The sequence below is a fragment of the Pseudonocardia parietis genome (genome assembly GCF_017876315.1).
In the GTDB taxonomy this organism is placed as follows: domain Bacteria; phylum Actinomycetota; class Actinomycetes; order Mycobacteriales; family Pseudonocardiaceae; genus Pseudonocardia; species Pseudonocardia parietis.
In genome coordinates, this window is record NZ_JAGINU010000001.1 from 1967444 (window position 1) to 1992141 (window position 24698).

The following is a 24698-nucleotide window of genomic DNA, read 5'->3' on the forward strand; positions in this document are numbered from 1 at the left end:
CGGGAACGCTGCATCACTGCGCCATCAGGCTCGGCAACCAGGTGACGAGCTCGGGGAAGGCGAAGAGGATCCCGACCAGGATCAGCTCGGTCACGATGAACGGCACGACTCCGCGGAACGCGTCCTCGACCGTCACGTCATCGACGACTCCCGCCACGACGTAGGCGTTGAGTCCGAACGGCGGTGTCAACAGGCCGATCTCGACCATCTTCACCGCGATGATGCCGAACCACACCCCGCTGTAGCCGAGCTCGATCACCAGCGGATAGGCGAGCGGCATCGTCAGGAGCAGGATGGACACGCCGTCCAGCAGGGCACCGAGCATCAGCAGGACCAGCAGGAAGATGACGATCACGACCCAGCCGGCGACGTCGAGCCCGGTGACCCAGTCGGCGAGCATCACCGGTACGCGCTCGGTGACCAGGAACAAGGTGAAGATCGAACCGCCGATCAGGAGCGCGAACGTCATGCTCGTGATCGCGGAGGTCTCCCGGACCGCGCCGGCGAACGCGCGCCGCACGCCGTTCTCGGTCCGCCTGCTGCGCACGAGAAGGACCAGCAGCGCCGCGAGCGCTCCGACGGCGCCGGCCTCGGTCTCGGTGAACACGCCGGTGTAGATGCCACCCATGACCACGACGAAGATCACGACGATGTAGCCGAGTGCCTCGTACTCGCGCAGCCGGCTCGGGTTCGAACGAGGCGGCTCGGCGGTGACCGTCGTCGGGGTCCCGGTGGCCGGAGGCATCGACCCACCCACCGTCGCAGGCTCCGGGACACGGTGCGTGCTGCGAGCCCGGTCGGTGAGGACGAGCACCACGATCGTCACGATGTAGGCGACGGCGGTGAGGATCCCCGGCACGATCGCGCCGAGCAGCAGCTGTCCGATCGACTCCTGGGTGAGTACCCCGTAGATCACGAGTACGACGCTGGGCGGGATCAGGATGCCGAGCGTGCCGGAGGCGGCCACGATCCCCGCGGCCATCCGGATCCGGTAGCCGTGCTTGCGCATCTCGCCGACGCACAGCCGGCCGAGGGTGGCCACCGCCGCGGCGCTGGAGCCCGTCACGGCCGAGAACCCGGCGGCCGAGAGCACCGTGGCCACCCCGAGCCCGCCGGGGAACTTCCGCGTCAGACGATGCGCCAGGCTGAACAGGTCCTGCAGGACTCCTGCGTTCGCCACCAGGACGCCCATCAGGATGAACATCGGGATGACGACGAGCGCGTAGGTCGACGTCGCCTGATACGCGGCCGACGCCAGCGTCCCCGCGGTCTGTTCCACCCCGCCCGCCAGCAGCAGGCCCACGGCGCCGGCCGCCGCGAGCCCGACCGCCACCGGCATCTGGGCCGCGAGTAACGCTGCGAACACCAGGAGGGCGAGAAGGATCGTCATCCCCACACTCATCGTGAGACCTCCTGCGACGGGTCGGGCTGCGGATCGGCAGCGGCTTCCGCTGCCGGGGTGGTCGAGGACGACCCGGCCGAGGGGGGAGGGGCGGCTCCGAGCACCAACCGGACGTCGTCGACCAGCCGCAGCAGCAGGGTGAGTGCCCAGAGTGCGAAGCCGATCGGCACCACCGCCCGGGCCGGCCAGGTCGGGAGGCTCTGGAACCCCGCGGTCGTGTCGCTGTACTCGAACGCCTCGACGGCACGCTCGAACGACAGCACCGTCATCCAGGTGAGCAGGACGATGCACGCGGCGTAGCCCACGGTTCGCACGGCCGCCCGCACGCGCGCCGGCAACCGGTCCGTGACGAGCGACGTCCGCACGTGCGTACCGGTCGCCTCGCCGTTGCCCAGCCCGAACGCGACGGCGGCGAGCAGGATCAGGGGTGCGATCTCGACCGCGCCCGCGATCGACTGCCCGGTCGCTGAGCGCCGTGCCACGTCGGCCACGGTGAGCAGCATCAACAGGACGAGTGCGGCGGTGGCGAGCAGGGCACAGACGCTGTTCGCCGTCCCGACGGCGCGCCGCACCAGGCCGCTCATCGGCTGCCCGCCGTGCCGTTCGTGCAGCGGGTCATGCCGAGCTCGTAGTCGGCGTGATCGGCCTCGCCGGCTGCGACGGCCGCCTTCCACTCCTCGTAGAAGGCGGCACCGTCGACCCCGGAGCCGGCCACCTCACCGACCCACTCGGCGCGGACCTGCTCCTCGCCCGCCGCGCGCAGGGCGTCGATCTCCGCCTGCGGGAAGCGGGTCACGGTCGCTCCCGCGGCCTTCACCGCCTCGCACGTGGCGTCCTCGGTGGCGCCGTCGAACTCGGCGAGCTTCGCCGGCACCTCCGCCGAGACCTCGGTCATGATCTGCTGCTGCTCGGGGGTGAGTGAGTCCCACCCCTTCTCACTCATCGCCAGTGCGTTCGCGGTGGTGATGCCCATGCCGACATCGGTGTAGTTCTTGGCGATCTCCTGGAACTTCAGCGGTCCGACGAAGGCGAAGGGAATCCCGAAGAAGCCATCGATCAATCCTCGTTCCATGCCGGTGTAGACCTCGTTCACGTCGAGGTTCACCAGGTTCGCGCCGGCCGCCCCGAGTACCTTCGACGACCGGTCGATCCCGCGGATCGACCGGCCACGCAGATCGTCGGCGCCGGTGAGCGGCTCGGTCGTGCCGAGCGCGCCGGGAGCGGCGATGTTCCACGCCAGCGGCTCGAGCCCCTGACCGGACCACTCCTCCCGTACGGCCTCGTTCTCCCGCGCCAGCTGCGCGATCGCCGCGGCGCCCGCAGGAACGTTGTCGGACACGAACGGCAACTCGGTGACCGAGGTCAACGGGAACTTGCCCGGATACATGGGCGGGACCACCTGGGCCACGTCGACCCGGCCGTCACGCAGACCCCCGACCATCTCGGGTCCCTGGAGCAGTGACGCGTCCCAGAACCGTTCGAACGTGATCGAGCCGCCCGAACGCGTCTCGACCTCGTCCATCCACCAGCTCCACAGCCGGCCGAAAGAGGTGTTCTCGCCCGAGAAGTAGGCGAACTTCAGTGTCTGCGGGCCGGGTTCGCCGGAGCCGCCGGAACCGGCACACGCGGTGAGAGCGAGCGCGGCGGCCGTGGTGATCGCCGCGGTCTTCACCCATCGGCGAATCGGGAACGATGTCATCGGTTCACCTCGGAGGTCGTGGTGAGGGTGCGGACCAGGAAGCTCGGGTCGAGATCGCGCACGCTCGCGCAGCCCAGCAGTGCCAGGGCGCTGCGCAGCTCCTGCTCGAAGATCGTCATCACGCGGCCGACACCCGCGGCACCACCGGCCCCGAGCCCGAAGACGACGGGTCGCCCGACGAGGCAGGCTCTCGCGCCGAGCGCCAGGGCCTTCAGCACGTCGACGCCCCTGCGGATGCCGCCGTCGAGGAGGACCTCGGCCCGGTCGCCGACGGCGTCGACCACCGCAGGCAGGCAGCGGATCGAGGACGGCACGTGGTCGAGCTGGCGCCCGCCGTGGTTCGACACCACCACGGCGTCGGCCCCCAGATCCACCGCGCGCTCGGCGTCGGCGGCCCGGAGGAGGCCCTTGACGACCAGCGGGCCCGTCCACTGCGCCCGCAACCACTCGAGGTCCGACCATGTCGCACTCGGATCGAACTGCTGGTCCACATAGGAGGCGATGCTGACCGAGTCGCCCACGGCGAGCGGGCCGGTCGCCACGCTCCCCGCGGAGATCCGGGGACGGCGCAGGAAGTTCCACGTCCAGGCCGGGCACCGCGCAGCGTCGAGCACCGTTCGGCCGGTCACCCGGGGCGGCAGGCCGAAGCCGTTACGCCGGTCGCGGTCACGGGTGGCAGCACGCGGTACGTCGACGGTGACGACGAGCGCCTCGTAACCGGCCACGCGGGCCCGGTCCAGGAGGTCACGCACCAGACCCCGGTCACGCCACAGGTAGGTCTGGAACCACAGCGGCCCGCTCGCCGCCGCGGCGACCTCCTCGATGCTGTAGGAGCTCATCGCGGCGAGCGTGTAGACCGAGCCGGCCCCGGTGACTCCTCGCGCGAGAGCGCGCTCGCCCTCGTGGTGGACCAGCCCGCACAACCCGCTGGGGGCTCCCAGCACCGGGAGTGCGATGCGCCGGCCCAGGACCTCGGTGCTGAGGTCGATCGCGGAGACGTCGACCATCGCGCGCGGGGCGAACTCCCACTCGGCCAGGTCGGCGACGTTGCGCCGGGCCGTGTGCTCGTCACCGGCCGCGCCGTCGACGAAGTCGAAGATCACTCCGGGCAGGGCGCGGCGTGCGGCGGAACGGACCTCGGCGACCGATCCGGCGGCTGCCACACGCCGTGCCGCCCGGGTCGCCGGGACGGCCGCCCCGGGGAGCTCACGGGCCGCCCCCACCACCTGGTCCCGCAGGAGCCGGACGACGTCGTTCACGGCTCAGGCGCCGATCGACGGCCGGCTGCCGTGCGCCCGGGCCGCCTTGCGGCGCATCAGATCCCACGTCAGCTCGAGGTAGTTCGCCGTGCCCAGCAACTGCCGGATGTGCTGCAGGTGGTCATCGGGCATGGGTGTCGCCGAGCTGTCGGAGAGGGTGACGTCGAGCTTGCACGCGTAGTCGAAGGTCACGTGCAGCGCGGCGGCGATGCCCAGTTCGGCGTCGACCGTGATCGCCCCGTGCCACGGTATGACGATCGCGATGTCGTCCGATCCGAGGGCGGGGGCGATGGACTCGATGTCGTCGTCCGGCGCGACGGCGGTCCGGCCCTGGAAGTAGGTGCTCAGGTTGTGCCATGCCTGCGGCGGCCGGGCGAAGGCGGACTGTGCGGTCACCCAGTAGCCGTGGGTGTGCACGATCGCGCCGACGTCGGGGCGGATCCGGTAGATCCCGGGGTGGAAACCGATTCCCGGGCTGATCGTGCGCCCGGCCTCGATCACGGTGCCGTCGAAGTCCATGAGAACGATGTCGTCGGAGGTCATCTCCTCGAAGCACCGGTCGAGCACGTTGACCCAGTAGCGCTCCTCACCGGGCACCCGCATGCTCACGTGGCCCCCGATCCCGGGCCCGAGTTCGTATGCCGCGAGCGCGTGGCAGGCCTCCAGCACCTGTGAGCGGATCTCGTCGCTGGACACAGCTTCCCCTCTCGTCCCTGATATTGATGACCCTACTTATGTCACCCGTAAGCGTGTCAATACATGAGCCGGTACCGGTGTCGGACAAGCTGAACTGCCGCCCTTAAACTGTTAACATCATATGCATGAAGGTCTATGAGACGATCGCGGCCGCGCTCGCTTCGCACGGCGTCCGGACGGTCTTCGGGCTGATGGGCGACGGCAATCTGAAACTGCTCCCCGAGCTGGCGGAGGCGCACGGCGTCCGCGTGATCGGCGCACGTCACGAGGCGGGCGCGGTGGCGATGGCCGACGGCTTCTCGCGTTCCTCGGGCCGGGTCGGAGTCTGCACGTTCACCCAGGGGCCCGGCCTGACCAACGCCCTCACCGCACTCATCACCGCGCAGCGCGGTGGCACGCCGATGGTCGTGTTGGCCGGGGACACGCCCACCGGGGTCCGCGGGCTGCCCCAGGACATCGACCAGGCCCCGTTCTGGGCGGCCGCCGGGATCGCCGTGCAGGAGCTCACGCCCGAGACCGCCGAGGCCGCGGTGGCAGAGGCGTTCCGACGAGCCCGGGTGGAACGTCGCCCGATCGCCCTGAACCTGCCGACGGACCTGCAGGAACAGCAGTGCCCGCCGCACGGTGACGCGGTCGCACCGCTGCCCGTGCCGGTGCCGGCGCCCACCACCCAGGAGGACCTCGATCCGGCGCTCGACGTCATCGCCGCGGCCCGGCGGCCCGTCGTGATCGGCGGGCGGGGCGCGGTGGCGGCGGACGCGCGGGACGACCTCGTCGCGTTCGCCGACCACATCGGAGCTCTGCTCGCCACCTCGCTACCGGCCAACAGCTGGTTCCGCGGCCACCCGTTCGACGTGGGGATCGCCGGCGGGTTCGCGTCAGAGCTCGGAAGGCGCCTGCTCCGCGAGGCCGACTGCGTCATCGCGTTCGGCGCGAGCCTCAACCACTTCACCACACGCGGAGGCGGACTGTTCGCCCCCGGCACCCCGGTCGTCCAGGTCGACGTCGATCCGAGTGCGTTCGGCCGGTATGTCCCCGTCCGTGCCGGTCTGGTCGGCGACGCCGGTGACGTGGCACGTGCGCTGCGCGAACGCCTCGCACCGCGGCCGGGGGTCCGCACCGACGCGCTGGCGGCGGAGATCGCCGAGGCCGTCGTGCCGCCCGCCGACGAGTCGGGACCGGACGGAATGGATCCCCGGCTCGTCTCCCGCGCGATCGCCGGTCTCGTCGCCCCCGACCGCACACTTGTGGTCGACGGTGGCCACTTCATGGGCTTCCCGTCGATGGAGATCGGTGTGCTCGACCCGTCCCACTACGTCTTCACGCTCGATTTCGGATCCATCGGGCTCGGTATCGGTGCCGCGGTCGGTGCCGCGGTGGCGCGCCCGGATCGCACCACGGTGGTGGCGGTCGGCGACGGGGGACTACTGATGAGCCTGGGGGAGCTGGACACCGCCGTGCGCTACCGGCTCCCCGTCATCGTGGTCGTCTACAACGACCGGGCGTTGGGCGCCGAGATGCACTTCCTGCGGATGTCGGGCATCCCCGACGAGCTCAGCCGCTTCGAGACCCCACCGCTGGATGCGGTTGCCCGCAGCATGGGTGCCCGGGGTCATGCGGTCGGTTCGCTCGAGGAGCTGGAGGCGCTGCGTCCGCAGCTCGCCGACCTGGACGGCCCGGTGTTGCTGGACTGCCGGATCACCGACGGGGTGCGGGCAGGGTGGCTGGAGGAGGCCTTCCAGCGAGGCACGCACTGAGCGCGCGGGAGCGCCTTCGTGAGCCCGAGGGCCCGGGAAGGCGCTCCCGCAGCACTAGGACGCGGTCCAGCCCGCGTCGACCGGGAACGTCTGGCCGGTGATCGTGCGAGCGTCCTCGGAGGCGAGGAAAACGATCATCTTCGAGATGTCGTCGACCTCGACGACGCCCTTCTCGCCCTTGAACAGACCGTTCTGGTTGAACTGCTCGAAGGCCTCGTCCGGGTCCTGGCCTGCTTGGCCGGCCAGGCCGATGATCATGCCCGTCTTGATCGTCCCCGGCGCGACCGCGTTCACGTTGATGTCCCACTCGGCCAGTTCGTTGGCCCAGCTCTGGGTGGCCAGGATGACGCCGCCCTTGGCCGCGGCGTAGTGGGACACGTAGGGCAGGGCCTTGAGGCCACCCGCCGAGGAGGTGTTGATGATCGTCCCGCTGCGACGCGCCTTCATGTGGGGGGCGACGCAACGAACGACGTTGAACGTCCCCTTCAGGCAGATGTCGACCACGACGTCGAGCGAGTGGGTGCTCATCTCGTCGATGGCGTCGACCCGGATCATCCCTGCGTTGTTGCAGACGATGTCGATCTGCCCGAAGGTCTCCAGCCCGCGGTCCACCGCGTTCTTGACCTGATCGAAGTCGCGGACGTCGACCCGGAGGCCGAGAGCTTCCGACCCGATCTCCTTCACGGCCTGGACGGTGTCGTCCAGCTCCTGCTGGGTCGCGGTCGAGTAGAAGTCCGAGATCGGGTCGCAGATGTCCACCGCGATGATCTTCGCGCCTTCCCGGGCGAGGTACTTCGCGTGCGATGCACCCTGCCCGCGTCCGGCTCCGGTGATGAACGCGACCTTCCCGTCGAGCTTTCCCATGATGCGCCTTCCTCGATTCCGGATTGTTCGGCGGTGTCGACCGGTCCGATCAGGAGTCGGAGTACGACCCGCTGATCAGGATCTGCTTGATGTCGGTGAACTCGAAGATGCCTTCCGCGCCACACTCGCGTCCCCAGCCGGACTGCTTCACGCCGCCGAACGGTTCGGTGAGCGAGACGCCGGCCAGGTTGATCGCGACGCCGCCCGAACGAATCCGCTTGGCGATCTCCAGCGCGCTGTCGGCGTCACCGGCGTACACGGACGCCGCGAGCCCGAAGCGGGTGTCGTTGGCGATCCGGACCGCGTCGTCGATGCCGTCGTACGGGATCACCGTCGTGACCGGGCCGAACACCTCCTCCTGGGCGATGTACATGTCGTTCGTGACATCCGCCAGGAGCGTCGGCTCGAAGTAGAAGCCGCCCGGGTCGAGGTGGGCCGGCCGCTTGCCGCCGCAGACCAGCCGCGCACCTTCCTCGAGCGCCTTCGACAGCATCGTCTCGGTGCGGGCGAGGGCCCGCTCGTTCGCGAGCGGGCCGAGCACCGTGCCCGGCTCGAACGGGTCGCCGACCGTCATCCTCCCGAACTCGGCGGCCAGCCGGTCGACGATCTCGTCGTAGCGGCTGCGCGGTGCCAGGATCCGGGACAGCGCCACGCAGACCTGGCCCATCCCGCCGATCGCGCCGGGTACGAGCGTCGCCATCACCGAGTCGAGGTCGGCGTCCTCGGCGATGATGGCGGGCGACTTCCCGCCCAGCTCCAGTGCGGTCCGCGCGAGGCGCGGCGCGGCGCGCTCCACGATGTCGACCGCCACCGGGCCGCCACCGGTCATGTGGATCATGTCGATGCCGGGGTGGGCGGTGAGGTGACGGCTGGTCTCCAGGCCGGCGGCCAGGACACTCACCACACCGGTCGGGAAGTTCGCGGCGCGGGCCGCCTCGGCGACCACCCGGGTGGTCAGCTGGGAGTCCGGCGCGGGCTTGATCACGACGGTGTTGCCGGCCAGGAGCGCCGGAATGATCTTCATGCCGAGCAGGACGACCGGACCGTTGTAGGTGAGGATGCCCAGGACGGTGCCCACCGGTTGGCGCTGGATCAGCACGTCGGTCGAGGCGGTGGTGCGCCGCTCCTCCCAGGCGAGCGTCGGAGCCTTCTCGATCGCCGATCGCCAGATCATGCGCCCGGCGCCGCTGTTGATCATTTCGCCGTGTGCTGCGGGGTAGCCGGACTCGTAGGTCCACAGCCGGTTCATCGTGTCGAGACGCTTCTCGAGCTCGTCGGCGAACCTGCTGCACACCTCCGCCCGCTCGGCGACCGACATGCGCGGCCACGGGCCCTCGTCGAAGGCCGTGCGAGCGGCGGCCACCGCGGCGTCGGCGTCGGCCGGGGCCGGCGCGGCCACCGTGGCGACCACCTCGCCGGTCGACGGCATCACGACGTCGACGGTGGCATCGGTAGCCGGTTCGACCCAGCTGCCCGCGATGAAGAGCTTGTCCGTACCCGGTACCGGGATATCGACTCGTCCTGTGGTGATCGTCGAGACCGACATGGTCTCCTCCCTCGGGAAGGTGTTGCCCCGCTCCCGGTGCCGCGGTGGAGGGCGGTGCTGCCCGGTGAGCCTTTCTCGATCTATCATATGCATAGATTGGCGCGTCGGCCAGAGGGCGGACCTGCTCTCCGGTCAGGTCGCTCGGGCAGCGGTCTCACGGGCAGCGCTCTCCCGGTCCGCGGTGTGCTCGTCGACCCCGGCCTCGCGCAGCGGGGCCTTGCGTACCTTGCCCGAAGGGGTCATCGGCAACTCGTCGGCGAACCGGATGTAGCGGGGGACCGCGAAGGCCGGGAGCCGGGTCTCGCACCAGGCCCAGAGCTCCTCGGGGCTCGGCCGGCCGCCGGTCTCCGGGACCACGACCAGCAGCAGTTCGTCCTCGCCGGCCTCGGCGTCGGCGGGCACGCCGACCACGGTGCAGTCGGCCACGGCGGGATGGGCGAGGATCGGCTGCTCGACCTCGTAGGAGCTGATGTTCTCCCCGCGTCTGCGGAGCGCGTCCTTGAGCCGGTCGACGAAGTAGTACCAGCCCTCGGCGTCACGGCGCAGACCGTCGCCGGTGTGGAACCACAGGTTGCGCTGTGCCTCGACGGTCCGGTCCGGCATCCCGTAGTAGCCGGAGCACATGGTCCACGGCAGCTTCGCGCGCACGACGAGCTCGCCGACCTGCCCGACCGGCACCTCCTCGTCGGTCTCCGGGTCGACCAGGCGCACGTCGAAGTACTCGTCGACGAGCAGACCGGCCGCACCGGGCGGGCGCTGCTCGCCGTAGGGCGTGAGGATCGGCATCGAGATCTCGGTGAGCCCGAAGTTCTCGACGAAGGCCTCGATCCCGAACCGCTCCGCGAAGTCCGGCGCGATCGACGTGGCGAGCGGGACCGCGTAGAGGCAGCGCAGCCGGTTGTCCGCGTCGTCCGGGCGGCGGGGCTGCTTGTGCACCCAGTCCATCATCACGCCGACGAAGTTGGTGACGGTCGCGCCGGACCGGCGGAGCTGGCCGGCCCAGCCGCCGGCACTGAACTTGCGCTGCAGCACGAACCGGGCGCCGGCGATCAGAGCCGGGTAGGCGGCCAGGAACTGGGCGTTGCCGTGGAACAGGGGACCGACCGACATGTACACGTCGTCGTCGGTGAGCCGGGTGAGCGAGACGCACTCGTCGGCGAAGAAGTACATGTGGGCGTGCGGCATCATCACGCCCTTGGACAGGCCGGTGGTGCCCGAGGTGAACAGGATCGCCGCCAGGTCCGCGGCCCCGACCTCGGGCAGCGACCCCGGGGGCTCGGCGTCGGTGAGCGCCGCGAACGGTTCGGCGGTCCGGCCGGCCTCGCGCAGCCGTGCCACCGCCGCCGCGGAGTCCGGCCCCGTCCCGGTCACGTAGAACGTCCGGACCATCGAGGAGGCCTCGACCTCCAGGAGGGCCTCGACGAACTCCGGGTCCACCACCGCGGCCCGGGGGTCGACCGTGCGCACCTGGTGCTCGAGGAACGAACCCCGGTACGCGGTGTTGACCGGCACCTCGACCAGACCGGCGACCGCGGCGCCGAACCAGCCGATGACGTACTCGGCGCTGTTCGCCGCCAGGATCAGCACCCGGTCGCCCGACGTGCAGCCGCCGGCGAGCATCGCCCCGCCGACCCGCTCGGCGACCGCGAGCATCTCGGAGTAGGTCAACCGCACGTCCTGGTCCGGGACGTCGAGGAAGACCTGGTCGCCGTGGGTGCCGGCGCGGTGCCGCAGCACCGCGGGCAACGTCCACCCGGAGCGGTCGGCGAAGCTCGGCCGGAGATCGCGGTAGTACCTCACGAAGGAGTCCTCCCCGGGAACTGCGGGCGTCGCTTCTCCATGAAGGCCGCCGCACCCTCCCGCATGTCGTCCGATCCGATCGCCTGCACGAGCATGCCCAGCCCGGAGACGAAGTTGTCCCGGCAGGCGTTCCACCAGACGTTCGAGGAGATCTTGGAGATCTCCAGGTAGCGCGGGCTCATGGTGAGCAGCTCGTCGGCCCAGCGGGTCACCTCGGCCTCGAGCTCGTCGTCGTCGACGACGGCGTTGAGCCAGCCCAGCTCCATCGCCTGCTCGGCGGTGTAGCGGCGGCAGAGCATCGAGATCTCCTTCGCCCGCTTCTCGCCCACCGACACGGCGAGCAGGTTCGTGCCGCCCAGGACCGGTGCGCTCCCGACCCGCGGGCCGGTCTGGCCGAGCTTCGCGCTGCGCGCCGCGATGGCCAGGTCGCAGGCCACCACGAGCTCGTTCCCGCCGCCCGCCGCGGCCCCGTTCACCGCCGCGATCACCGGCCGCGGGGAGGTACGGATCGCGTCGAAGAGGTCCAGCGAGGCGTGGAACATGCCCCGCAGCTCCGCCGGATCCGGATCGGCGAGGTTCGCCAGGTAGCCGCCGGCGCAGAACGCCCGGCCGCTCCCGGTGATCACGATGACGCCGGATCCGGAAGAGTCCCGGACGGCCTGGGTGAGTTGCTCACCCATCGCTCGATCGTAGGCGTTCATCCGATCGGCCCTGTTGAGCCTGATCCATGCGACGTCACCGCGCTGCTCGACCTCGATGTCGGCCATCCGGACTCCTCTCGCCGAAATGTTAGTGATTACTATAACCCTAGTTCTGAGCTACGGTGCACGCGATCACATCCCGGTGCGGTGCGGGCGGGCCCCGTCGTCCGCTCGGTCACCGGCTCCCGTGAGCCGGGCACCTGCATCGGTCGATCCTGGTCTGGCGTGGTTGAACCTGATAACTATATCCAAGTTTCTCGGACAGCTGGAGGTGATCGTCAATGTCGATGTCCACTATCCACGGCCGACTGCACACGAGCAGGGGTCGTGGGCGCTGGTCGCGCGCGGTGCGGACCGCGGCGCTCCTGGCTGTGGCGACAGTCGGTGTGGCCGCGTGCGGGGCAAGCGGATCAACGGACCCGGGTGGCGCCGAGGCAGGGGGAGTCGAGGAGCTCTCGCTGCAGATGGCGAGTTTCCTGAGCCCCACCACCGCCCAGGGGCAGACGATCACCTGGTGGGTCGAGGAGCTGGAGAAGCGGACCGACGGCAAGGTCACCGTCGAGACCTTCTGGGACGCCTCGCTACTGGGCGCCGAGGAGATCCGGGACGGCGTCCGGGACGGTCGTGTCGAGCTGGGCAACGTCAGCTACGCGTACACGCCGAGCGACTTCCCGCTGAGCTCGATCGTCGAGGTGCCGTTCCTGGGCGACAACATGGGTGCGCAGACGTCCGCGCTCAACGAGCTCTACGCGACCGACGAGGCCTTCCGCGCCGAATGGGAGGACAAGCAGGGCATCAAGGTCATGTCCTTCGTCGGCGTGCCGCCGGCGCTGACCGGCACGAAGGAGCCCGTCACCACTGTCGACTGGTACACGGGCAAGACCGTCCGGGCCAGCGGCTTCTTCGTCAAGGCGCTGGAGGCCGTCGGTGGCAACCCCGCCGCGATCGCCGTGCCCGAGACCTACGAGGCGATGCGCACCGGCACCGTCGAGGCCTACGGCGGCCTGATCCTCGACGTGATCACCCCGCTGAGCCTGCACGAGGTAGGCGGCCACATCCACGACCCGGGCCTCGGCCACTACGCCAGCTCGACCTGGACGATGTCGCTCGACACCTGGAACTCGCTGAGCCCGCAGGTGCAGGGGATCATCGAGGAGCTGAACGCCGAGTTCCCGAACCAGCTCCTCAGGAACGCCGAGCGCACCGAGGACGAGGCCTGCACGCAGATCCTCGACTCCGGCGGGTCCGCCTCGAAGTTCGATGAGGCCGAGATCCAGAAGTGGAAGGCCGCCATCGGTGATGCGCCGATGAAGGACTGGATCGCCAAGGCCACCGCCGCGGGCGTCGCCGACCCGGCCGCGATGTACGAACGGTTCAGCGGTCTGTACACGTCCGCACAGAGCGCCGAGTACGCCGACTACGTGCCGGGCATCGAGCGTTGCGCAGGCAGGGGGCGATGACACCCCCTGCCGCCGCGCGGGCCGCTTCCGGCCCGCGCGGCACGTTCGACCAGGTCACCCGGTGGTTCTCCTGGGCCGCCGGGGGCCTGGCCCTCGCCCTGATGCTGCTGATCGTGGCCGAGGTCGGCGTGCGCGCCGTCGTCGGCCGGTCGCTGTCCGGCACCATCGAGCTCAGCGAGGTCCTGCTGGTCTTCATCGTCGCGCTCGGGATCGGGAACGCGCAGCGGACCGGTGCGCACGTCAACACCGATCTGCTGACCTCCCGGCTCACCCCGCACACCGGCGCGGTGGTCCGCGTCGCCGGCCTGACGGTCGCGGCCGGTTTCCTGCTGTGGACGACGTGGGTCAGCGCCACCCGCGGCTGGGAGGCGATGCTCGTCGGGGAGGCCCGGTTCGGGATCAGCGAGGTCCCGGTCTGGCCGGCCCGGCTGGTCCTGCCGCTGGGCCTGCTCGTGCTCTCCGTGCAGTGCCTGCTGACGGCACGGGACGCCTGGGGCCGCCGCCACGGATCGGCAGGCACCGCGGGCGAGGGCCCCGACGACCGAGGAAGCTCCGATGTCTCCTGAACTCCTCCTCGGCCTCGTTCTCGCGCTGCTGATCGTCCTCATCGCGGCCGAGGTCCCCGTCTCCTTCTCCCTGCTGGCGGCCGGCGCGATCGGCCTGGTGCTGCTCAAGAGCTCCGGCTACGCGGCCAACACACTGGCGAACCAGCCGTTCGCCAACACGGCGGCGTTCAGCCTCGTGCTGATACCCATGTTCGTGATCATGGGGATGCTCGTGGTGTCCGCGGGCATCGCCCAGGACGTCTACGGCGTCGCCTCCCAGATGTTCCGCAACCTTCCCGGCGGGCTCGGCATCGCCACCGTCGCGGCCTGCGCGGGCTTCGCCGCGGTCACCGGGTCGAGTGCGGCCACGGTCGCCACCATCGGCCGGATCTCGATCAACGAGATGCGCCGGCACGGGTACAGCACCTCGTTCGCCGCCGGCGTGGTCAGCGCGAGCGGCACCCTGGGCATCCTCATCCCGCCGAGCCTCGTGCTGGTCATCTACGGCACGCTGACCGGCGAGTCGATCGAGAAGCTGCTGCTCGCCGGGATCATTCCGGGAGTCTTCACGGCGATCATGTACGCCGTCGTCGTGGCCATCCGGGCCCGCAAGGAGATCCACCCGGACCACGCCATCACCGACGACGTCGACTCCGAGGCCACCGGCCAGGTCGACGACGTCAGCGTGCGGGCGGGCATCACCGCGTTCGTCAAGGTCGCGGTGCTGTTCTCGATCGTCGTGCTCGGTATCTACACCGGGTTCTTCACCGCCACGGAGTCCGGCGCGGTGGCCGCGTTCGCGGCGCTGCTGATGCTCGTCTGGACCTGCGTCCGGCGCCGCAACATGCGGCTGTGGCCACTGCTCAAGCAGGCCTTCGAGGAGACCACCGCGGTCAGCTCGATGATCTTCATGCTGCTGATCGGTGGCGGGGTCTTCACCTTCTTCATGGTGTCCGGCGGCTACGCGCGCGATTTCGCGCAGTGGATCACCGAGCTCCCGGTGAGCCCCTACCTCGTCGTCGTGATCATCCTGCTCGCGCTCATCCCGCTCGGGATGATCCTGGACGGGATGTCGATCCTGCTCATCACGGTCCCGCTGACCTATCCGGTGATCACCGAGCTGGGGTTCGACGGCATCTGGTACGGCATCCTGGTCGTGAAGCTGATCGAGATCGGCTTGGTCACGCCGCCGGTCGGGATCAACTGTTACGTCGTCGCCGGATCGGCGCCCGGGGTCCGTGCCGAGGACGCCTTCAAGGGTGTGCTGCCGTTCGTGGGGATGGACGTCATCACCACGGCGCTGCTGTTCGCGTTCCCCGCGATCACCCTGTGGCTGCCGTCGCTGGCCTCCACCGCCGGCTGACCCGATCTCGACGAGGAGTGGAACGACGATGACCGGTGCGGAGCACGTGATCGTGGTCGGGGCCGGGCTCGGCGGGCTGGCGACCGCGGTCGCCGCCTGCGAGCTCGGCCACCGGGTCACGGTCCTGGAGAAGGGCGACCAGGTCGGAGGTGCCGCCGCCTACTCGGGCGGCCAGGTCTGGATCGCGGCCAACCACGTCGAGCGACGGCAGGGGATCGCCGACGACCTCGCCGCCGGCGAGGCCTACGTACGCCACCTGGGCCGCTCCCATCCGGAGCTGATCGACGACCGGGCGCTGCACCGATGGCTGGCCGAGGCGCCCCGCGCGGCCGAGTACTTCGAGCGCCTCGGGGCGGCGACCTGGTCGATCATCCCGGACTACCCGGACTACTACCAGGACGCGCCGGGGGCCCGGCCGACCGGCCGGTACCTCACGGCCGTCTACGACGCCCGCCGGCTGGGTGAGCACCGGCGGCACCTGCGGGTCTCCCCGCACTTCCCGGTCGGTACCACCTACGACGAGCTGCTGGCCGCGGGCCTGCGCGCGTCCGCGTTCGGGGCCGGTCCGGAGGGCGCGTCGATCGCCCGCGAGGACCTGCTCTCCTTCGGTACCGGGGTGGTGGCCGGCTTCTACCGGGCGGCGATCGACCGCGGGGCCCGGATCCTGCTCGAGCACGAGGTGACCGGGCTGTGCGTCACCGGCGGGCGGGTCGACGGCGTCGAGGTCCGGACCGCGGCCGGCGGGGAGCGGACCCTGCGGGGCGTGGTCGTGCTCGCCACCAGCGGCTACGACTGGGACGACGACCTGGCCCGCGAGTTCCTCGGCCTCGAACCGGCGGACCGCGGCAGCGTGGCACCGACCACGCTGACCGGTGATGGGATCCGGCTCGCCCGCGCCGTGGGCGGGACCGTCACCACGATCCCGGCCGAGCGCGCCCCGATCCAGCTCGGCTACCCGGTCGAGGACCACCCCGGCTTCGCGGTGGCGCGGGAGCACTCGCTGCCGCACACCTTCGTGGTCGACGCCTCCGGCAACCGGTTCGCCGACGACGCCGTGTACTGGGAGGTCGTCAAGGCGGCACTGGTCCCCGGCAGCCCCTCGATGCCCTGCTGGATGATCTGGGACTCCCGCCACCACGCCGAGTACGGGCTCGGCAGCACACCGCCGGGTGGTCGCTACCCGCCAGGCCTGGTCACCTCGGCGGGATCACTGGCCGAGCTGGGGAACCTGCTCGGGATCGACGGCGCGCAGCTCGCTCGCACCGCGGAGCGGTTCAACGCCGACGTGGCGACCGGCTCGGACCCGGTGTTCGGGCGTGGCAGCAACACCACCTGGCAGAAGTTCCAGGGGGATCCGAACCGGCCGGGCAACCCGAACCTGGGGCCGGTCGACGCACCGCCGTTCCACGGTATGCGGCTGCGGATGGTGAGCACCGGGATCGGCCTCACCGGGATCACGGTCGATCCGGACGGGCGTGCGCTCGACGAGGACGGACGGCCGCTGCCCGGGCTCCACGTCGCGGGGGCCGCCGCCGCGTTCCACTCCTCGGGCACCGGCTACAACAGCGGGTTCTCGCTGAGCCGCGCCATCACGCTGGGCCTGCTGGTCGCCGAGAACATCGGCAAGGACCTCGTGGCGGAGAGCTGACGGCGTCGTTCTCCGCCGCGACGACGGCGTCCCGGTACCGGCTCCCGGTGCCGGGACGTCTCGTCGACGAGTGCGGCCTGCGGTCGCGGACCGCTCAGCCGACGATCCTGATCGCCTGCTCGGGACAGGCGGCGGCGCCTGCGTGGGCGTCGTCCTCCGTCCCGGGCGGCACCGCCTCGACCGGCAGGACGAACCCGTCGTCGTCGAGCTCGTAGACCTCGGGAGCCGTCGCACTGCACTGCCCGTGGCCCGCGCACGCAGGCCGGTCGATCTCGACACGCATCGAGTATCCCTCCGTCCGGAGTGGCCCCGCCGTGCCCGGTGCCTGCGCTCCGGGCCCCTGTCCCGGAGAGGCATTCCTGATTATAGTACTCAATGATGTAGCGGAACGAGAGGCGACGACATGAAGCAGTGGCAGGAGCCCGCCCACATCGCGTCGATGACGAAGATCGCCGCCTACCGGGAGGTCGACGAGATCCTGCGGTCGAAGGACTTCCGGCAGGGTTCCCATACCGAGAGCCGGCCGTTGTTCGGGGACTCGCTGCTCCTGCTCGACGGCCCCGACCACCGCGAGCGGCGCCGGCTGGAGAACCCGCTGTTCGACCGGAACGCCCTGATGTACTACGACCACGAGGCGCTCGGTCCGGTGATCGAGAAGTGCATCGACGAGTGCCGCCGCACCGTCGACGAGCACGGCCGGGCCAGGGTCGACCTGGTGCCGCTGGTGCGCAGCATGCTGCACCGCATCTCCGCGGTCACCACCGGGATCGACGGGGTCGACACCCCGGAGGGCACCGAGCGGTTCCGGTTCTTCGTCGAGCACCTCGGCACCGCGGCCGTGGTCGAGTGGTCCACCGAGGACCACGACGAGGTGCTCGCCCGTGGGATGCGGATGCGCGACGAGTTCGTGACCGAGTTCTTCGGCCCGTCCGAGGCACGCCGCAAGCAGCTGGTCGCCGACTTCCGGGCGGGCACGCTCGCCCGCGAGGACCTGCCGGTCGACCTGCTCACCCTGCTGCACCTGCACTGGGACGAGTCCTGGGACGAGGAGCTGCCGCTGCGCGAGGCGACGCTGTTCCTGGTCGCGGCCACCCAGACCACGACGCACACGCTGCCGCACGCGCTGCTGCACCTGCTGCGCTGGATCGAGGAGCACCCCGAGGACCGCGAGAAGCGGGCGGACCCGGAGTTCCTCCGGCTGATCGTCAACGAGACCCTGCGGATGCACCAGCCCGCCCCGACGCTGCTGCGTTACGCGACCCGGGCGCTCACCCTCGCCTCCGGGCGGGAGGTCGCCGAGGGCGAGCGGGTCGCGCTGCTGTTCACCCCGGCCAACCGGGACCGCACGGTCTTCGGCGAGGACGCCGACGAGTTCGACCCGTACCGCCCGGCCGTCCCGGGCACCCGGCCCTGGGGGCTGACCTTCGGCAGTGGTGCGCACGTGTGCCTGGGCCGGCCGCTGGTCACCGGGCTGGCCAAGCGTGACGGCGAGCAGCCGACCGAGGGCACCATGCTCCGGATCCTGCGGGCACTCAGCTCGGCCGGGGTCGAGCTCGACCCGGACGCCCCGCCGGTCGAGAACGCCTCGAGCAGCCACGACAACTACGCCAGCATGCCGGTGGTCCTCACCGCCCTCGGGCGCTGAGCGGGTCGGGGACCGGCCAGGGCCACCACCGGCTCATGCCGTGGGTGGTGTGGTCGGTCTGCGTGCTGGCCTACATCGTCGCGGTCGCCCAGCGGACCACGCTCGGCGTGGCCGGCCTGGAGGCGGCCGCGCGGTTCGACGTCGGGCCGGGCATCCTCTCGACCTTCGTGGTGATCCAGCTGGTGCTGTTCACCGTGGCGCAGATTCCGGCCGGGGTCTTCGTGGACCGGTTCGGCGCCCGGGTCGGTCTCGTCCTGAGTGCCTCGCTGATGGCCGTCGGGCAGGGAGTGCAGGCCTGGACCACCGATCTCCCGATCGCGATCCTCGCCCGGGTACTCGTCGGGCTGGGCGACGCGGTGATGTTCTCCGCGGCGTTCAGCCTCGTTCCCCGGTGGTTCCCGCCGGCCCGCGTCCCGATGATGGTCCAGCTCGGAGCGATGCTGTGCCAGCTCGGGCAGGTCGTCTCGGCCGTCCCGTTCGCCGCGGTCCTGCGTGGTGCCGGCTGGACGGCCGCCTTCGGTTCCGCGGCGGTGGTGAGCGCCGCGGTCGCGGTTCTCGGCGTCCTGCTGGTGCGCGATGCCCCCGCCGGCCGGTGGACGCCGGGGCCGCCGCTGTCGGCCGGGGCCGTCATCGGCCAGATCACCCAGGTCTGGCGGCGGCCCGGAACCCGGCTCGGGTTCTTCTGCCACATGGCCGTGCAGTTCTCGATGATGACCTTCACGCTGCTGTGGGGTGTCCCGTTCCTGGTCACCGGCCACGGGCTCGCCCCGTCGACGGCCAGCGGGCTGCTGGTCCTGTTCGTCGCGGTCACGCTCGCCGTCGCCCCGTTCCTGGGGGCCATCTCGTCGCGGCGGCCCGGCCGGCGGGTCCGGGTGATCCTCGGGGTGGTCGCTCTGCAGGCGCTCGTCTGGAGCGCGGTGCTGGCCCAGCCCGGCCCGGCACCGTTCTGGCTGCTCTGCCTGCTGGTGTCGGTCCTCGCCGTCGGCGGGCCGACCGCCGTGATCGGGATCGACATCGGCCGCACGGCCAACCCTCCGGCCAACGCCGCGGTGGCCCAGAGCATCGTCAACACCGGAGGCTTCCTGGCGAGCCTGGTCGTGGTGACCGGGATCGGCGTGGTGCTCTCGGCGACCGGTGGGTTCGGTCCCGAGGCGTTCCGGGTCGCGATGCTCGTGCAGTACCCGGTCTGGCTGGTCGCCGGGATCCTCGCCTGGCGCACCTCGCGGGTGGCGCGGACCTCGCGGGACCAGTGGTCGTGACCGCCGGCCGGGCGCCCGGCCGGCTCAGTCCGTGAGCTCGGGTCGCTCCCGGAGCAGGACCGGGTACGCGTCGTGCCGGCGCTGGGTGCTGGCGGCCGATACCGGGGCACGGCCCGGATCGGGCCGCATGCCCAGCCGGTAGAGCGACCGCAGGATCTGCACGTGCATGCCGGGGGACGCGGTGCTGCCGGTGACGACGGCCCGGCCGAGGCACAGGTGCGGACCGCTGCCGAAGGTCAGGGCCCACGGCCGGACGCGGTCCGGCAGCGGGCGCCCCGGGCGGAACGCCTCGGCGTCCGGGCCGAAGACGGCCGGGTCGCGGTTCGCCGCCCCGATGTCGACGGCGACGTACTCGCCCTCGTCGATCACCCGCCCGTCGCGCAGCGTGACCTCGGTCAGCGCGCGGCGCATCAGGGCCACCGTCGGCGGGTGCAGCCGCAGGGCCTCGAACACCGCGGCGTGCAGCTCGTCGTCGGAGAGCGCGCCCGGGTCGTGCGCGTGCCGGGTCAGTTCGTCGACGGTGTGCACCAGGAGCGCGGCGTTGTTGAGGGTCGACGCGGCGAGGAACAGCACGACCTCGCGGACCGCCGCGTCGTCGTCCCAGCGGTCACCGTGCGCGGCGAGCAGCGAGAGCAGGTCGGTCGCGGCATCCCCGCGTTCCACCTGCTCGGCGCGCCGGTGGGCGGCCGGGGTGTGGAACCGGTCGACGACGGCGTCCCGGGCGCGCAGCCCCTCGGCCATGACCTCCGCGTGGTCCCGGGTGGACCACTCGACGGTGACGCCCTCCAGGATCGGGCCGAGGTGGCCGAGCAGCTCGGCGGTGCTGCCGGGGTCGGTCACGTCGTCGAAGCCGATCAGTGCCGCGGCGAACTGGAGGAACACCGCGCGACCGAGGGGCACCAGGTCGGCGGCCCACCCGGCGTCCTCGGCGCGCACCGCGTCGGCGGTACAGCGGTCCAGCGTGCGGCCGATCACGGCGTGGTAGTCGGCGAGCGCCGGCCGGGCGACCAGCGGCGCCAGCAGCCTGCGCCGGGCCAGGTGCTCGGGCCCGTCGAGGACGAGCACGGTGCCGCCGATCAGCGGGGCGCTCTCGTGCTTGGACTCCTGGGCGAAGGCCCGCGAGCAGAGGATCTCGTCGGCCTCGGCATAGGAACGCACCCGGGCGATCCCGTCGACCGGATCCGGGGCGGGACCGTGCCGCCGGGGGAGTGCGGTCGGGTTCATTGCTGGTTCTCCTCGTCGCGGCCCGCTGCCGGGGCGGAGGAACGGGCGTGGGGACGCCCCGGCGACGTCCCCACGACCGCTGTACTCAGGACTCGATGACGCCCAGCAGGCCGAGCATCCGGGTCGGGGTGATCGGGGTTTCGGTGACCCGGCCACGACCCACCTGCGCGAGCGCGTCGTCGATCGCGTTGAGCAGCGCCGCCGGCGCGAGGACCGTCCCGCCCTCACCGACACCCCGCGAGCCGATCACCTTGTCCGACTCGAACTCGAGGTGCTCGATCTCGATCTCGGGGATGTCGGGTGCGGACGGCATCAGGTAGTCCATGAACGTCGCCGCGAGGTACTGCCCGTCGGGTGCGTAGGCGGAGTGCTCCAGCAGCATCCCGCCGATACCCATCGCGATCCCGCCGATGACCTGACCCTCGACCACCGCCGGGTTGATCATCCGGCCGCAGTCCTCGACGACCAGGAAGCGCTTGATCTCGATCTTGCCGGTCTCCTGGTCGATCTCGATCCAGCAGGCGTGGCTGGCCTGCGAGAACCCCCCGCCCTCGCCGTCGTAGTTCGACACGTACTCCAGGCTGGTGTCGAACCCCGGCGGCATCTGGTCGGGGGCCAGCCAGCAGCCGGTGGCGATCTGGGCGAGCGGGATCGAGCTCCCCGGCGCCCCCTTGACCGAGATGACGCCGTCCTCGATGTCGAGGTCGGCGGGATCGGCCTCGAGCAGCTGGGCGGCGAGGTCCAGGATCCGCCGGCGCAGCTCCCGGGAGGCCACCACGACCGCGCCGCTCGCCATCGTCGCCGCCCGGCTGCCACCGGTGCCGATCATGGAGAACGGGGTGGCGTCGGTGTCGCCGTAGACGACCTTGACGTCGTCGAACCCGATCCCCAGCTCCTCGGCGACCAGCTGGGAGAGCGTCGTCTCGTGGCTCTGGCCGTGGGTCACCTGCGGGGTGAAGGCGGTGGCCTTCCCGTCGATCTCGACCCGGACCCGTGCCGGTTCGGACCCGAACGGGAAGCCCACCGCGTCCCAGAACTCCTTGGTGCCCGGCGCGGGTTCGATGAAGGTCCCCACGCCGAACCCGAGCAGGCGCCCCTCGGCCCTGGCGCGTTCCTGCTCGCGCCGGATCTCGGCGAGGTCGATCCGGGAGGCGAGGGTCGAGAAGGTCTCCGCGGCGGTGACGTTCTCCAGCGTGACGTTGGTGATCGTCTTCGCCGGCTGCTCGTCGAGGGTGATCAGGTTCCGTTCCCGCACCTCGACCGGCGAGATCCCGACCACCCCGGCGATCTTGTCCAGCAGCCGCTCGCGGACCAGCGTCTCCACCGCCCACGGTCCGCGCAACGAGATGTAGGACGCCTTGTTCGTCGCCACGATCTTGTGGTCGAACTGGTAGGCGGGGATGCGGTACGGCCCGGGCAGCGTCGTGCGGACGATGCCGGTGTAGACCGTCGACGGCGGGTTGATCGGGTAGGCGCCGTGGTCGAGCAGCATCGAGACCCGCAGACCCAGCAGCGTGCCGTCGTCGCGGACCGCGGCCTGCAGCGTCAGCTGCTCCTCGCGGGCCTGGCCTGCGGCGACCAGGTGCTCGTTGCGGTCCTCCACCCACTTGACCGACGCACCGAGCTTCTTCGCCGCGGCGCAGAGCGCGAGGTCCTCGCGGTAGACCGAGAACTTGAGGCCGAACCCGCCGCCGATGTCGTTGGCGATGACCCGGAACTGGTGGATGGGGTGGCCGAGCCAGCCGGCGAGCAGGAAGCGGTAGGTGTGCGTGGTCTGGGTGGAGACCTCGTAGGTGAGCTGGTTGGTCGCCCGGTCGTAGGTGGCGACACCGCCCCGGGTCTCCAGCGGGTTGGGGGCCCAGCGGTGCTGGGCGAAGCTCTCGGTCACCACGTGGTCGGCCTGGGTGAAGGCCGCCTCGATGTCACCGAACACCTGCTCGCCTGCGTGCACGACGTTGCCCGGGACGTCCTCGAACAGCTGCGTGGCGCCGTCCGCGAGGCCGGCCTCGGTGCTCATCACCGGGTCCAGCACGTCGTAGTCGACCTCGATCAGGCTCGCCGCGTCCTCGGCGACGTAGCGGCTCTCCGCGACGATCAGGGCGATCGGCTCGCCGACGTAGCGCACGACGTCCGAGGCGATCGCCGGGTAGGACGGGCTGTGCAGGCCGGGGATCGGCTGGGCGAAGCTCAGGTCGCTGGTCAGCGCACTCATGTCGGCGCCGGTGAACACCGCCGTCACTCCCGGCAGCTCCCGTGCCGCGGTGACGTCCATGTCGGTGATCCGGCCGTGCGCGACCGTGCTGCGCAGGAAGTGGCTGTGCAGCAGCCCGCGGTCCTGGACGTCGTCGATGTAGCGTCCGGCCCCGGTGAGGATCCGGACGTTCTCCTTCCGGGGGATGCTGGCTCCGACCAGTCCCGAGATCGCGCTTCCGCCGGCCATTACCGCTCCGTCCCGGTGGCCCCGGCGTCGGCGGTGTCCGCCAGCACCTTCTCGACCCCGTCGATGATCGTCTGGTACCCGGAGCAGCGGCAGATGTTGCCGGACAGCTCCTCCCGGATCTCGGCCCGGGTGCAGGGCCGGGTGCCCTCGGCGAGCATGCCGCAGATCGACATGACGAAGCCGGGCGTGCAGAACCCGCACTGGAAGGCGTGGCTCTCGTGCAGCGCCTGCTGGACGGGGTGCAGCGTGCCGTCCTCGGCGGCGATCCCCTCGACGGTGGTGATCTCGTGGCCGTCGGCCTGCACCGCGAGCTGCAGGCAGGACCGGGCGGCCGCGCCGTCGACCAGGATGGTGCAGGCGCCGCAGACCCCGTGCTCGCAGCCCAGGTGGGTGCCGGTGAGCCCGAGGTCCTCGCGGAGGAAGTCGGCCAGCGTCTTTCGGGCCTCGACGGTGGCGGACCGGGTCCGCCCGTTCACGGTGACGGTGATGGTGCGGGTGGTCATCGGCCCTCCCGGGCACGTGAGGTGGCGGTGCGCAGCGCGCGGTTCACGAGCACGCCGCACAGGTGGCGGCGGTAGGCGGCGGAGGCGTGCAGATCGGAGGTGGGGGCGATGCCCGCCGATGCGCTCGCCGCGGCCACCGCGAACAGGTCCTCGGTCGCGGTGCCCCCGATCAGCCCGGCCTCGGCGGCACGGGCCCGGACCGGCGTGGCACCGACCCCGGACACGGCGATCCGGGCGTCGGCCACGGTGTCGCCGTCGAGCCGGACGACGGCGGCGACGCCGACCATCGCGAAGTCGCCGTGCCTGCGGGCCACCTCCTCGTAGGCCGAGCCGGTGTGCGGGCCCGCGGCCGCGACCCGGACCGCGGTGAGGACCTCGTCCTCGGACAGCGCGGTGCTGAAGAAGCCGGTGAAGAAGTCGGCGGCCGGGATCACCCGTGTGCCGCCGGGGCCCTGGGCGACCAGCTCGGCGTCCAGGCACACCACGACGGTCGGCAGCTCGGCCGCCGAGTCGGCGTGCGCGATGCTGCCGCCGACGGTGCCCCGGTTGCGGATCGCCGAGTGACCGATCAGCGGGATGGCCTGGGCCATCAGCGGGCAGGCGGTACGGACCTCGGAGGAGCGTTCGGCCGCTCGCTGCCGGACCAGCGCCCCCACCGTGAGGCTGCCGTCGGCGAGGGTGATCCGGGTCAGGCTCTCGATCCCGTTGAGATCGACGATCCGGGCGGGCTGGGCGAGGCGCAGGTTCAGCAGCGGAACCAGGCTCTGCCCGCCTGCCAGGACTTTCGTCTCCTCTGCGCCCTCCGCACCGAGGGCGGCTATCGCCTCCTCCACCGAACCGGGTGACACGTAGTCGAAGACAGGAGGCTTCATCAGCCACTCACCTCT

General features: G+C 71.2%; 21 protein-coding genes. 7 read left to right on the forward strand and 14 right to left on the reverse strand.

The genetic code is table 11. The annotated features are described in order from the left end of the window. Nucleotides 1-13: 13 nt before the first annotated feature. From JOF36_RS09295 to JOF36_RS09315, 5 genes are read right to left on the reverse strand one after another with little or no spacing between them, the layout of a single operon-like run. Complete coding sequence (locus tag JOF36_RS09295) at nt 14-1402, reverse strand: TRAP transporter large permease (protein ID WP_210026188.1); 1389 nt, start codon at nt 1400-1402, stop codon at nt 14-16. Next, on the reverse strand, nt 1399-1986 hold the full coding sequence (locus tag JOF36_RS09300) for a TRAP transporter small permease (RefSeq protein WP_210026189.1): 588 nt from the start codon (nt 1984-1986) through the stop codon (nt 1399-1401). The genes JOF36_RS09295 and JOF36_RS09300 overlap by 4 nt, the downstream gene beginning before the upstream one ends. Then, nucleotides 1983-3101, reverse strand: coding sequence for a C4-dicarboxylate TRAP transporter substrate-binding protein (locus tag JOF36_RS09305; protein ID WP_210026190.1), 1119 nt, complete (start codon nt 3099-3101; stop codon nt 1983-1985). The genes JOF36_RS09300 and JOF36_RS09305 overlap by 4 nt, the downstream gene beginning before the upstream one ends. Then, complete coding sequence (locus JOF36_RS09310; protein WP_210026191.1) at nt 3098-4360, reverse strand: alpha-hydroxy acid oxidase; 1263 nt, start codon at nt 4358-4360, stop codon at nt 3098-3100. Before JOF36_RS09310 ends, JOF36_RS09305 begins: the two co-directional genes overlap by 4 nt. Before the next feature lie 3 nt (nt 4361-4363). Next, nucleotides 4364-5056 carry a class II aldolase/adducin family protein gene (locus JOF36_RS09315; RefSeq protein ID WP_210026192.1) on the reverse strand — a complete coding sequence of 231 codons (693 nt, stop codon included), beginning with the start codon at nt 5054-5056 and terminating at the stop codon, nt 4364-4366. A gap of 125 nt (nt 5057-5181) precedes the next feature. On the opposite strand from JOF36_RS09315, the gene JOF36_RS09320 reads away from it, so the two are divergent. Then, nucleotides 5182-6813 (forward strand): thiamine pyrophosphate-binding protein, encoded by a 1632-nt coding sequence (locus tag JOF36_RS09320; protein ID WP_210026193.1) that lies wholly within the window; start codon nt 5182-5184, stop codon nt 6811-6813. Nucleotides 6814-6867: 54 nt separating this feature from the next. On the opposite strand, the gene JOF36_RS09325 is transcribed toward JOF36_RS09320, so the two are convergent. The 4 genes from JOF36_RS09325 to JOF36_RS09340 all read right to left on the reverse strand — a co-directional run bounded on the left by JOF36_RS09325 (nt 6868) and on the right by JOF36_RS09340 (nt 11790). Then, entirely contained in the window at nt 6868-7677 is an 810-nt protein-coding gene (locus tag JOF36_RS09325) for an SDR family NAD(P)-dependent oxidoreductase (RefSeq protein ID WP_210026194.1), read from the reverse strand. Nucleotides 7678-7726: 49 nt separating this feature from the next. Further along, on the reverse strand, nt 7727-9223 hold the full coding sequence (locus JOF36_RS09330) for an aldehyde dehydrogenase family protein (RefSeq protein WP_245350744.1): 1497 nt from the start codon (nt 9221-9223) through the stop codon (nt 7727-7729). A gap of 132 nt (nt 9224-9355) precedes the next feature. Next, nucleotides 9356-11023, reverse strand: a complete 1668-nt coding sequence (locus JOF36_RS09335) for an AMP-binding protein (protein WP_210026196.1) — start codon at nt 11021-11023, stop codon at nt 9356-9358. Further along, nucleotides 11020-11790, reverse strand: coding sequence for an enoyl-CoA hydratase/isomerase family protein (locus JOF36_RS09340; RefSeq protein ID WP_245350746.1), 771 nt, complete (start codon nt 11788-11790; stop codon nt 11020-11022). Before JOF36_RS09340 ends, JOF36_RS09335 begins: the two co-directional genes overlap by 4 nt. A 398-nt stretch (nt 11791-12188) precedes the next feature. On the opposite strand from JOF36_RS09340, the gene dctP reads away from it, so the two are divergent. From dctP to JOF36_RS09360, 4 genes are read left to right on the forward strand one after another with little or no spacing between them, the layout of a single operon-like run. Continuing rightward, nucleotides 12189-13184: a TRAP transporter substrate-binding protein DctP gene (gene dctP / locus JOF36_RS09345; RefSeq protein WP_210026198.1), complete on the forward strand. Its 996-nt coding sequence runs from the start codon at nt 12189-12191 to the stop codon at nt 13182-13184. After that, nucleotides 13181-13750 carry a TRAP transporter small permease subunit gene (locus tag JOF36_RS09350; protein ID WP_210026199.1) on the forward strand — a complete coding sequence of 190 codons (570 nt, stop codon included), beginning with the start codon at nt 13181-13183 and terminating at the stop codon, nt 13748-13750. Before dctP ends, JOF36_RS09350 begins: the two co-directional genes overlap by 4 nt. Beyond that, nucleotides 13740-15092 (forward strand): TRAP transporter large permease, encoded by a 1353-nt coding sequence (locus tag JOF36_RS09355; protein WP_210026200.1) that lies wholly within the window; start codon nt 13740-13742, stop codon nt 15090-15092. The genes JOF36_RS09350 and JOF36_RS09355 overlap by 11 nt, the downstream gene beginning before the upstream one ends. A 28-nt stretch (nt 15093-15120) precedes the next feature. After that, nucleotides 15121-16740 carry an FAD-dependent oxidoreductase gene (locus JOF36_RS09360; protein WP_210026201.1) on the forward strand — a complete coding sequence of 540 codons (1620 nt, stop codon included), beginning with the start codon at nt 15121-15123 and terminating at the stop codon, nt 16738-16740. Nucleotides 16741-16834: 94 nt separating this feature from the next. On the opposite strand, the gene JOF36_RS09365 is transcribed toward JOF36_RS09360, so the two are convergent. Further along, nucleotides 16835-17023, reverse strand: coding sequence for a ferredoxin (locus JOF36_RS09365; RefSeq protein ID WP_210026202.1), 189 nt, complete (start codon nt 17021-17023; stop codon nt 16835-16837). 120 nt (nt 17024-17143) lie between these two features. On the opposite strand from JOF36_RS09365, the gene JOF36_RS09370 reads away from it, so the two are divergent. Further along, nucleotides 17144-18385, forward strand: coding sequence for a cytochrome P450 (locus tag JOF36_RS09370; protein WP_210026203.1), 1242 nt, complete (start codon nt 17144-17146; stop codon nt 18383-18385). A 35-nt stretch (nt 18386-18420) separates the two neighbouring features. After that, nucleotides 18421-19644 (forward strand): MFS transporter, encoded by a 1224-nt coding sequence (locus tag JOF36_RS09375; RefSeq protein WP_210026204.1) that lies wholly within the window; start codon nt 18421-18423, stop codon nt 19642-19644. A gap of 24 nt (nt 19645-19668) precedes the next feature. Here the strand turns inward: JOF36_RS09375 and JOF36_RS09380 are convergent, their stop codons facing one another. From JOF36_RS09380 to JOF36_RS09395, 4 genes are all read right to left on the reverse strand, one after another. After that, entirely contained in the window at nt 19669-20868 is a 1200-nt protein-coding gene (locus JOF36_RS09380; RefSeq protein WP_210026206.1) for a cytochrome P450, read from the reverse strand. An 85-nt stretch (nt 20869-20953) separates the two neighbouring features. Next, nucleotides 20954-23308, reverse strand: coding sequence for a xanthine dehydrogenase family protein molybdopterin-binding subunit (locus JOF36_RS09385; protein ID WP_210026208.1), 2355 nt, complete (start codon nt 23306-23308; stop codon nt 20954-20956). Then, complete coding sequence (locus tag JOF36_RS09390) at nt 23308-23811, reverse strand: (2Fe-2S)-binding protein (RefSeq protein ID WP_210026209.1); 504 nt, start codon at nt 23809-23811, stop codon at nt 23308-23310. Before JOF36_RS09390 ends, JOF36_RS09385 begins: the two co-directional genes overlap by 1 nt. Continuing rightward, on the reverse strand, nt 23808-24683 hold the full coding sequence (locus JOF36_RS09395; protein ID WP_210026210.1) for an FAD binding domain-containing protein: 876 nt from the start codon (nt 24681-24683) through the stop codon (nt 23808-23810). Before JOF36_RS09395 ends, JOF36_RS09390 begins: the two co-directional genes overlap by 4 nt. Between the last annotated feature and the right edge of the window lie 15 nt (nt 24684-24698).

Excerpts from the sequence above, each read along its gene's own strand:
- JOF36_RS09330 (WP_245350744.1), bottom strand. The coding sequence starts at position 9,223 with ATGTCGGTCTCGACGATCACCACAGGACGAGTCGATATCCCGGTACCG.
- JOF36_RS09390 (WP_210026209.1), bottom strand. The coding sequence starts at position 23,811 with ATGACCACCCGCACCATCACCGTCACCGTGAACGGGCGGACCCGGTCC.
- JOF36_RS09300 (WP_210026189.1), bottom strand. The coding sequence starts at position 1,986 with ATGAGCGGCCTGGTGCGGCGCGCCGTCGGGACGGCGAACAGCGTCTGT.
- JOF36_RS09295 (WP_210026188.1), bottom strand. The coding sequence starts at position 1,402 with ATGAGTGTGGGGATGACGATCCTTCTCGCCCTCCTGGTGTTCGCAGCG.
- JOF36_RS09360 (WP_210026201.1), top strand. The coding sequence starts at position 15,121 with ATGACCGGTGCGGAGCACGTGATCGTGGTCGGGGCCGGGCTCGGCGGG.
- JOF36_RS09305 (WP_210026190.1), bottom strand. The coding sequence starts at position 3,101 with ATGACATCGTTCCCGATTCGCCGATGGGTGAAGACCGCGGCGATCACC.
- JOF36_RS09380 (WP_210026206.1), bottom strand. The coding sequence starts at position 20,868 with ATGAACCCGACCGCACTCCCCCGGCGGCACGGTCCCGCCCCGGATCCG.
- JOF36_RS09375 (WP_210026204.1), top strand. The coding sequence starts at position 18,421 with ATGCCGTGGGTGGTGTGGTCGGTCTGCGTGCTGGCCTACATCGTCGCG.
- JOF36_RS09395 (WP_210026210.1), bottom strand. The coding sequence starts at position 24,683 with ATGAAGCCTCCTGTCTTCGACTACGTGTCACCCGGTTCGGTGGAGGAG.
- JOF36_RS09350 (WP_210026199.1), top strand. The coding sequence starts at position 13,181 with ATGACACCCCCTGCCGCCGCGCGGGCCGCTTCCGGCCCGCGCGGCACG.
- JOF36_RS09355 (WP_210026200.1), top strand. The coding sequence starts at position 13,740 with ATGTCTCCTGAACTCCTCCTCGGCCTCGTTCTCGCGCTGCTGATCGTC.
- JOF36_RS09340 (WP_245350746.1), bottom strand. The coding sequence starts at position 11,790 with ATGGCCGACATCGAGGTCGAGCAGCGCGGTGACGTCGCATGGATCAGG.
- JOF36_RS09385 (WP_210026208.1), bottom strand. The coding sequence starts at position 23,308 with ATGGCCGGCGGAAGCGCGATCTCGGGACTGGTCGGAGCCAGCATCCCC.
- JOF36_RS09320 (WP_210026193.1), top strand. The coding sequence starts at position 5,182 with ATGAAGGTCTATGAGACGATCGCGGCCGCGCTCGCTTCGCACGGCGTC.
- JOF36_RS09365 (WP_210026202.1), bottom strand. The coding sequence starts at position 17,023 with ATGCGTGTCGAGATCGACCGGCCTGCGTGCGCGGGCCACGGGCAGTGC.
- JOF36_RS09325 (WP_210026194.1), bottom strand. The coding sequence starts at position 7,677 with ATGGGAAAGCTCGACGGGAAGGTCGCGTTCATCACCGGAGCCGGACGC.
- JOF36_RS09370 (WP_210026203.1), top strand. The coding sequence starts at position 17,144 with ATGAAGCAGTGGCAGGAGCCCGCCCACATCGCGTCGATGACGAAGATC.
- dctP (WP_210026198.1), top strand. The coding sequence starts at position 12,189 with ATGGCGAGTTTCCTGAGCCCCACCACCGCCCAGGGGCAGACGATCACC.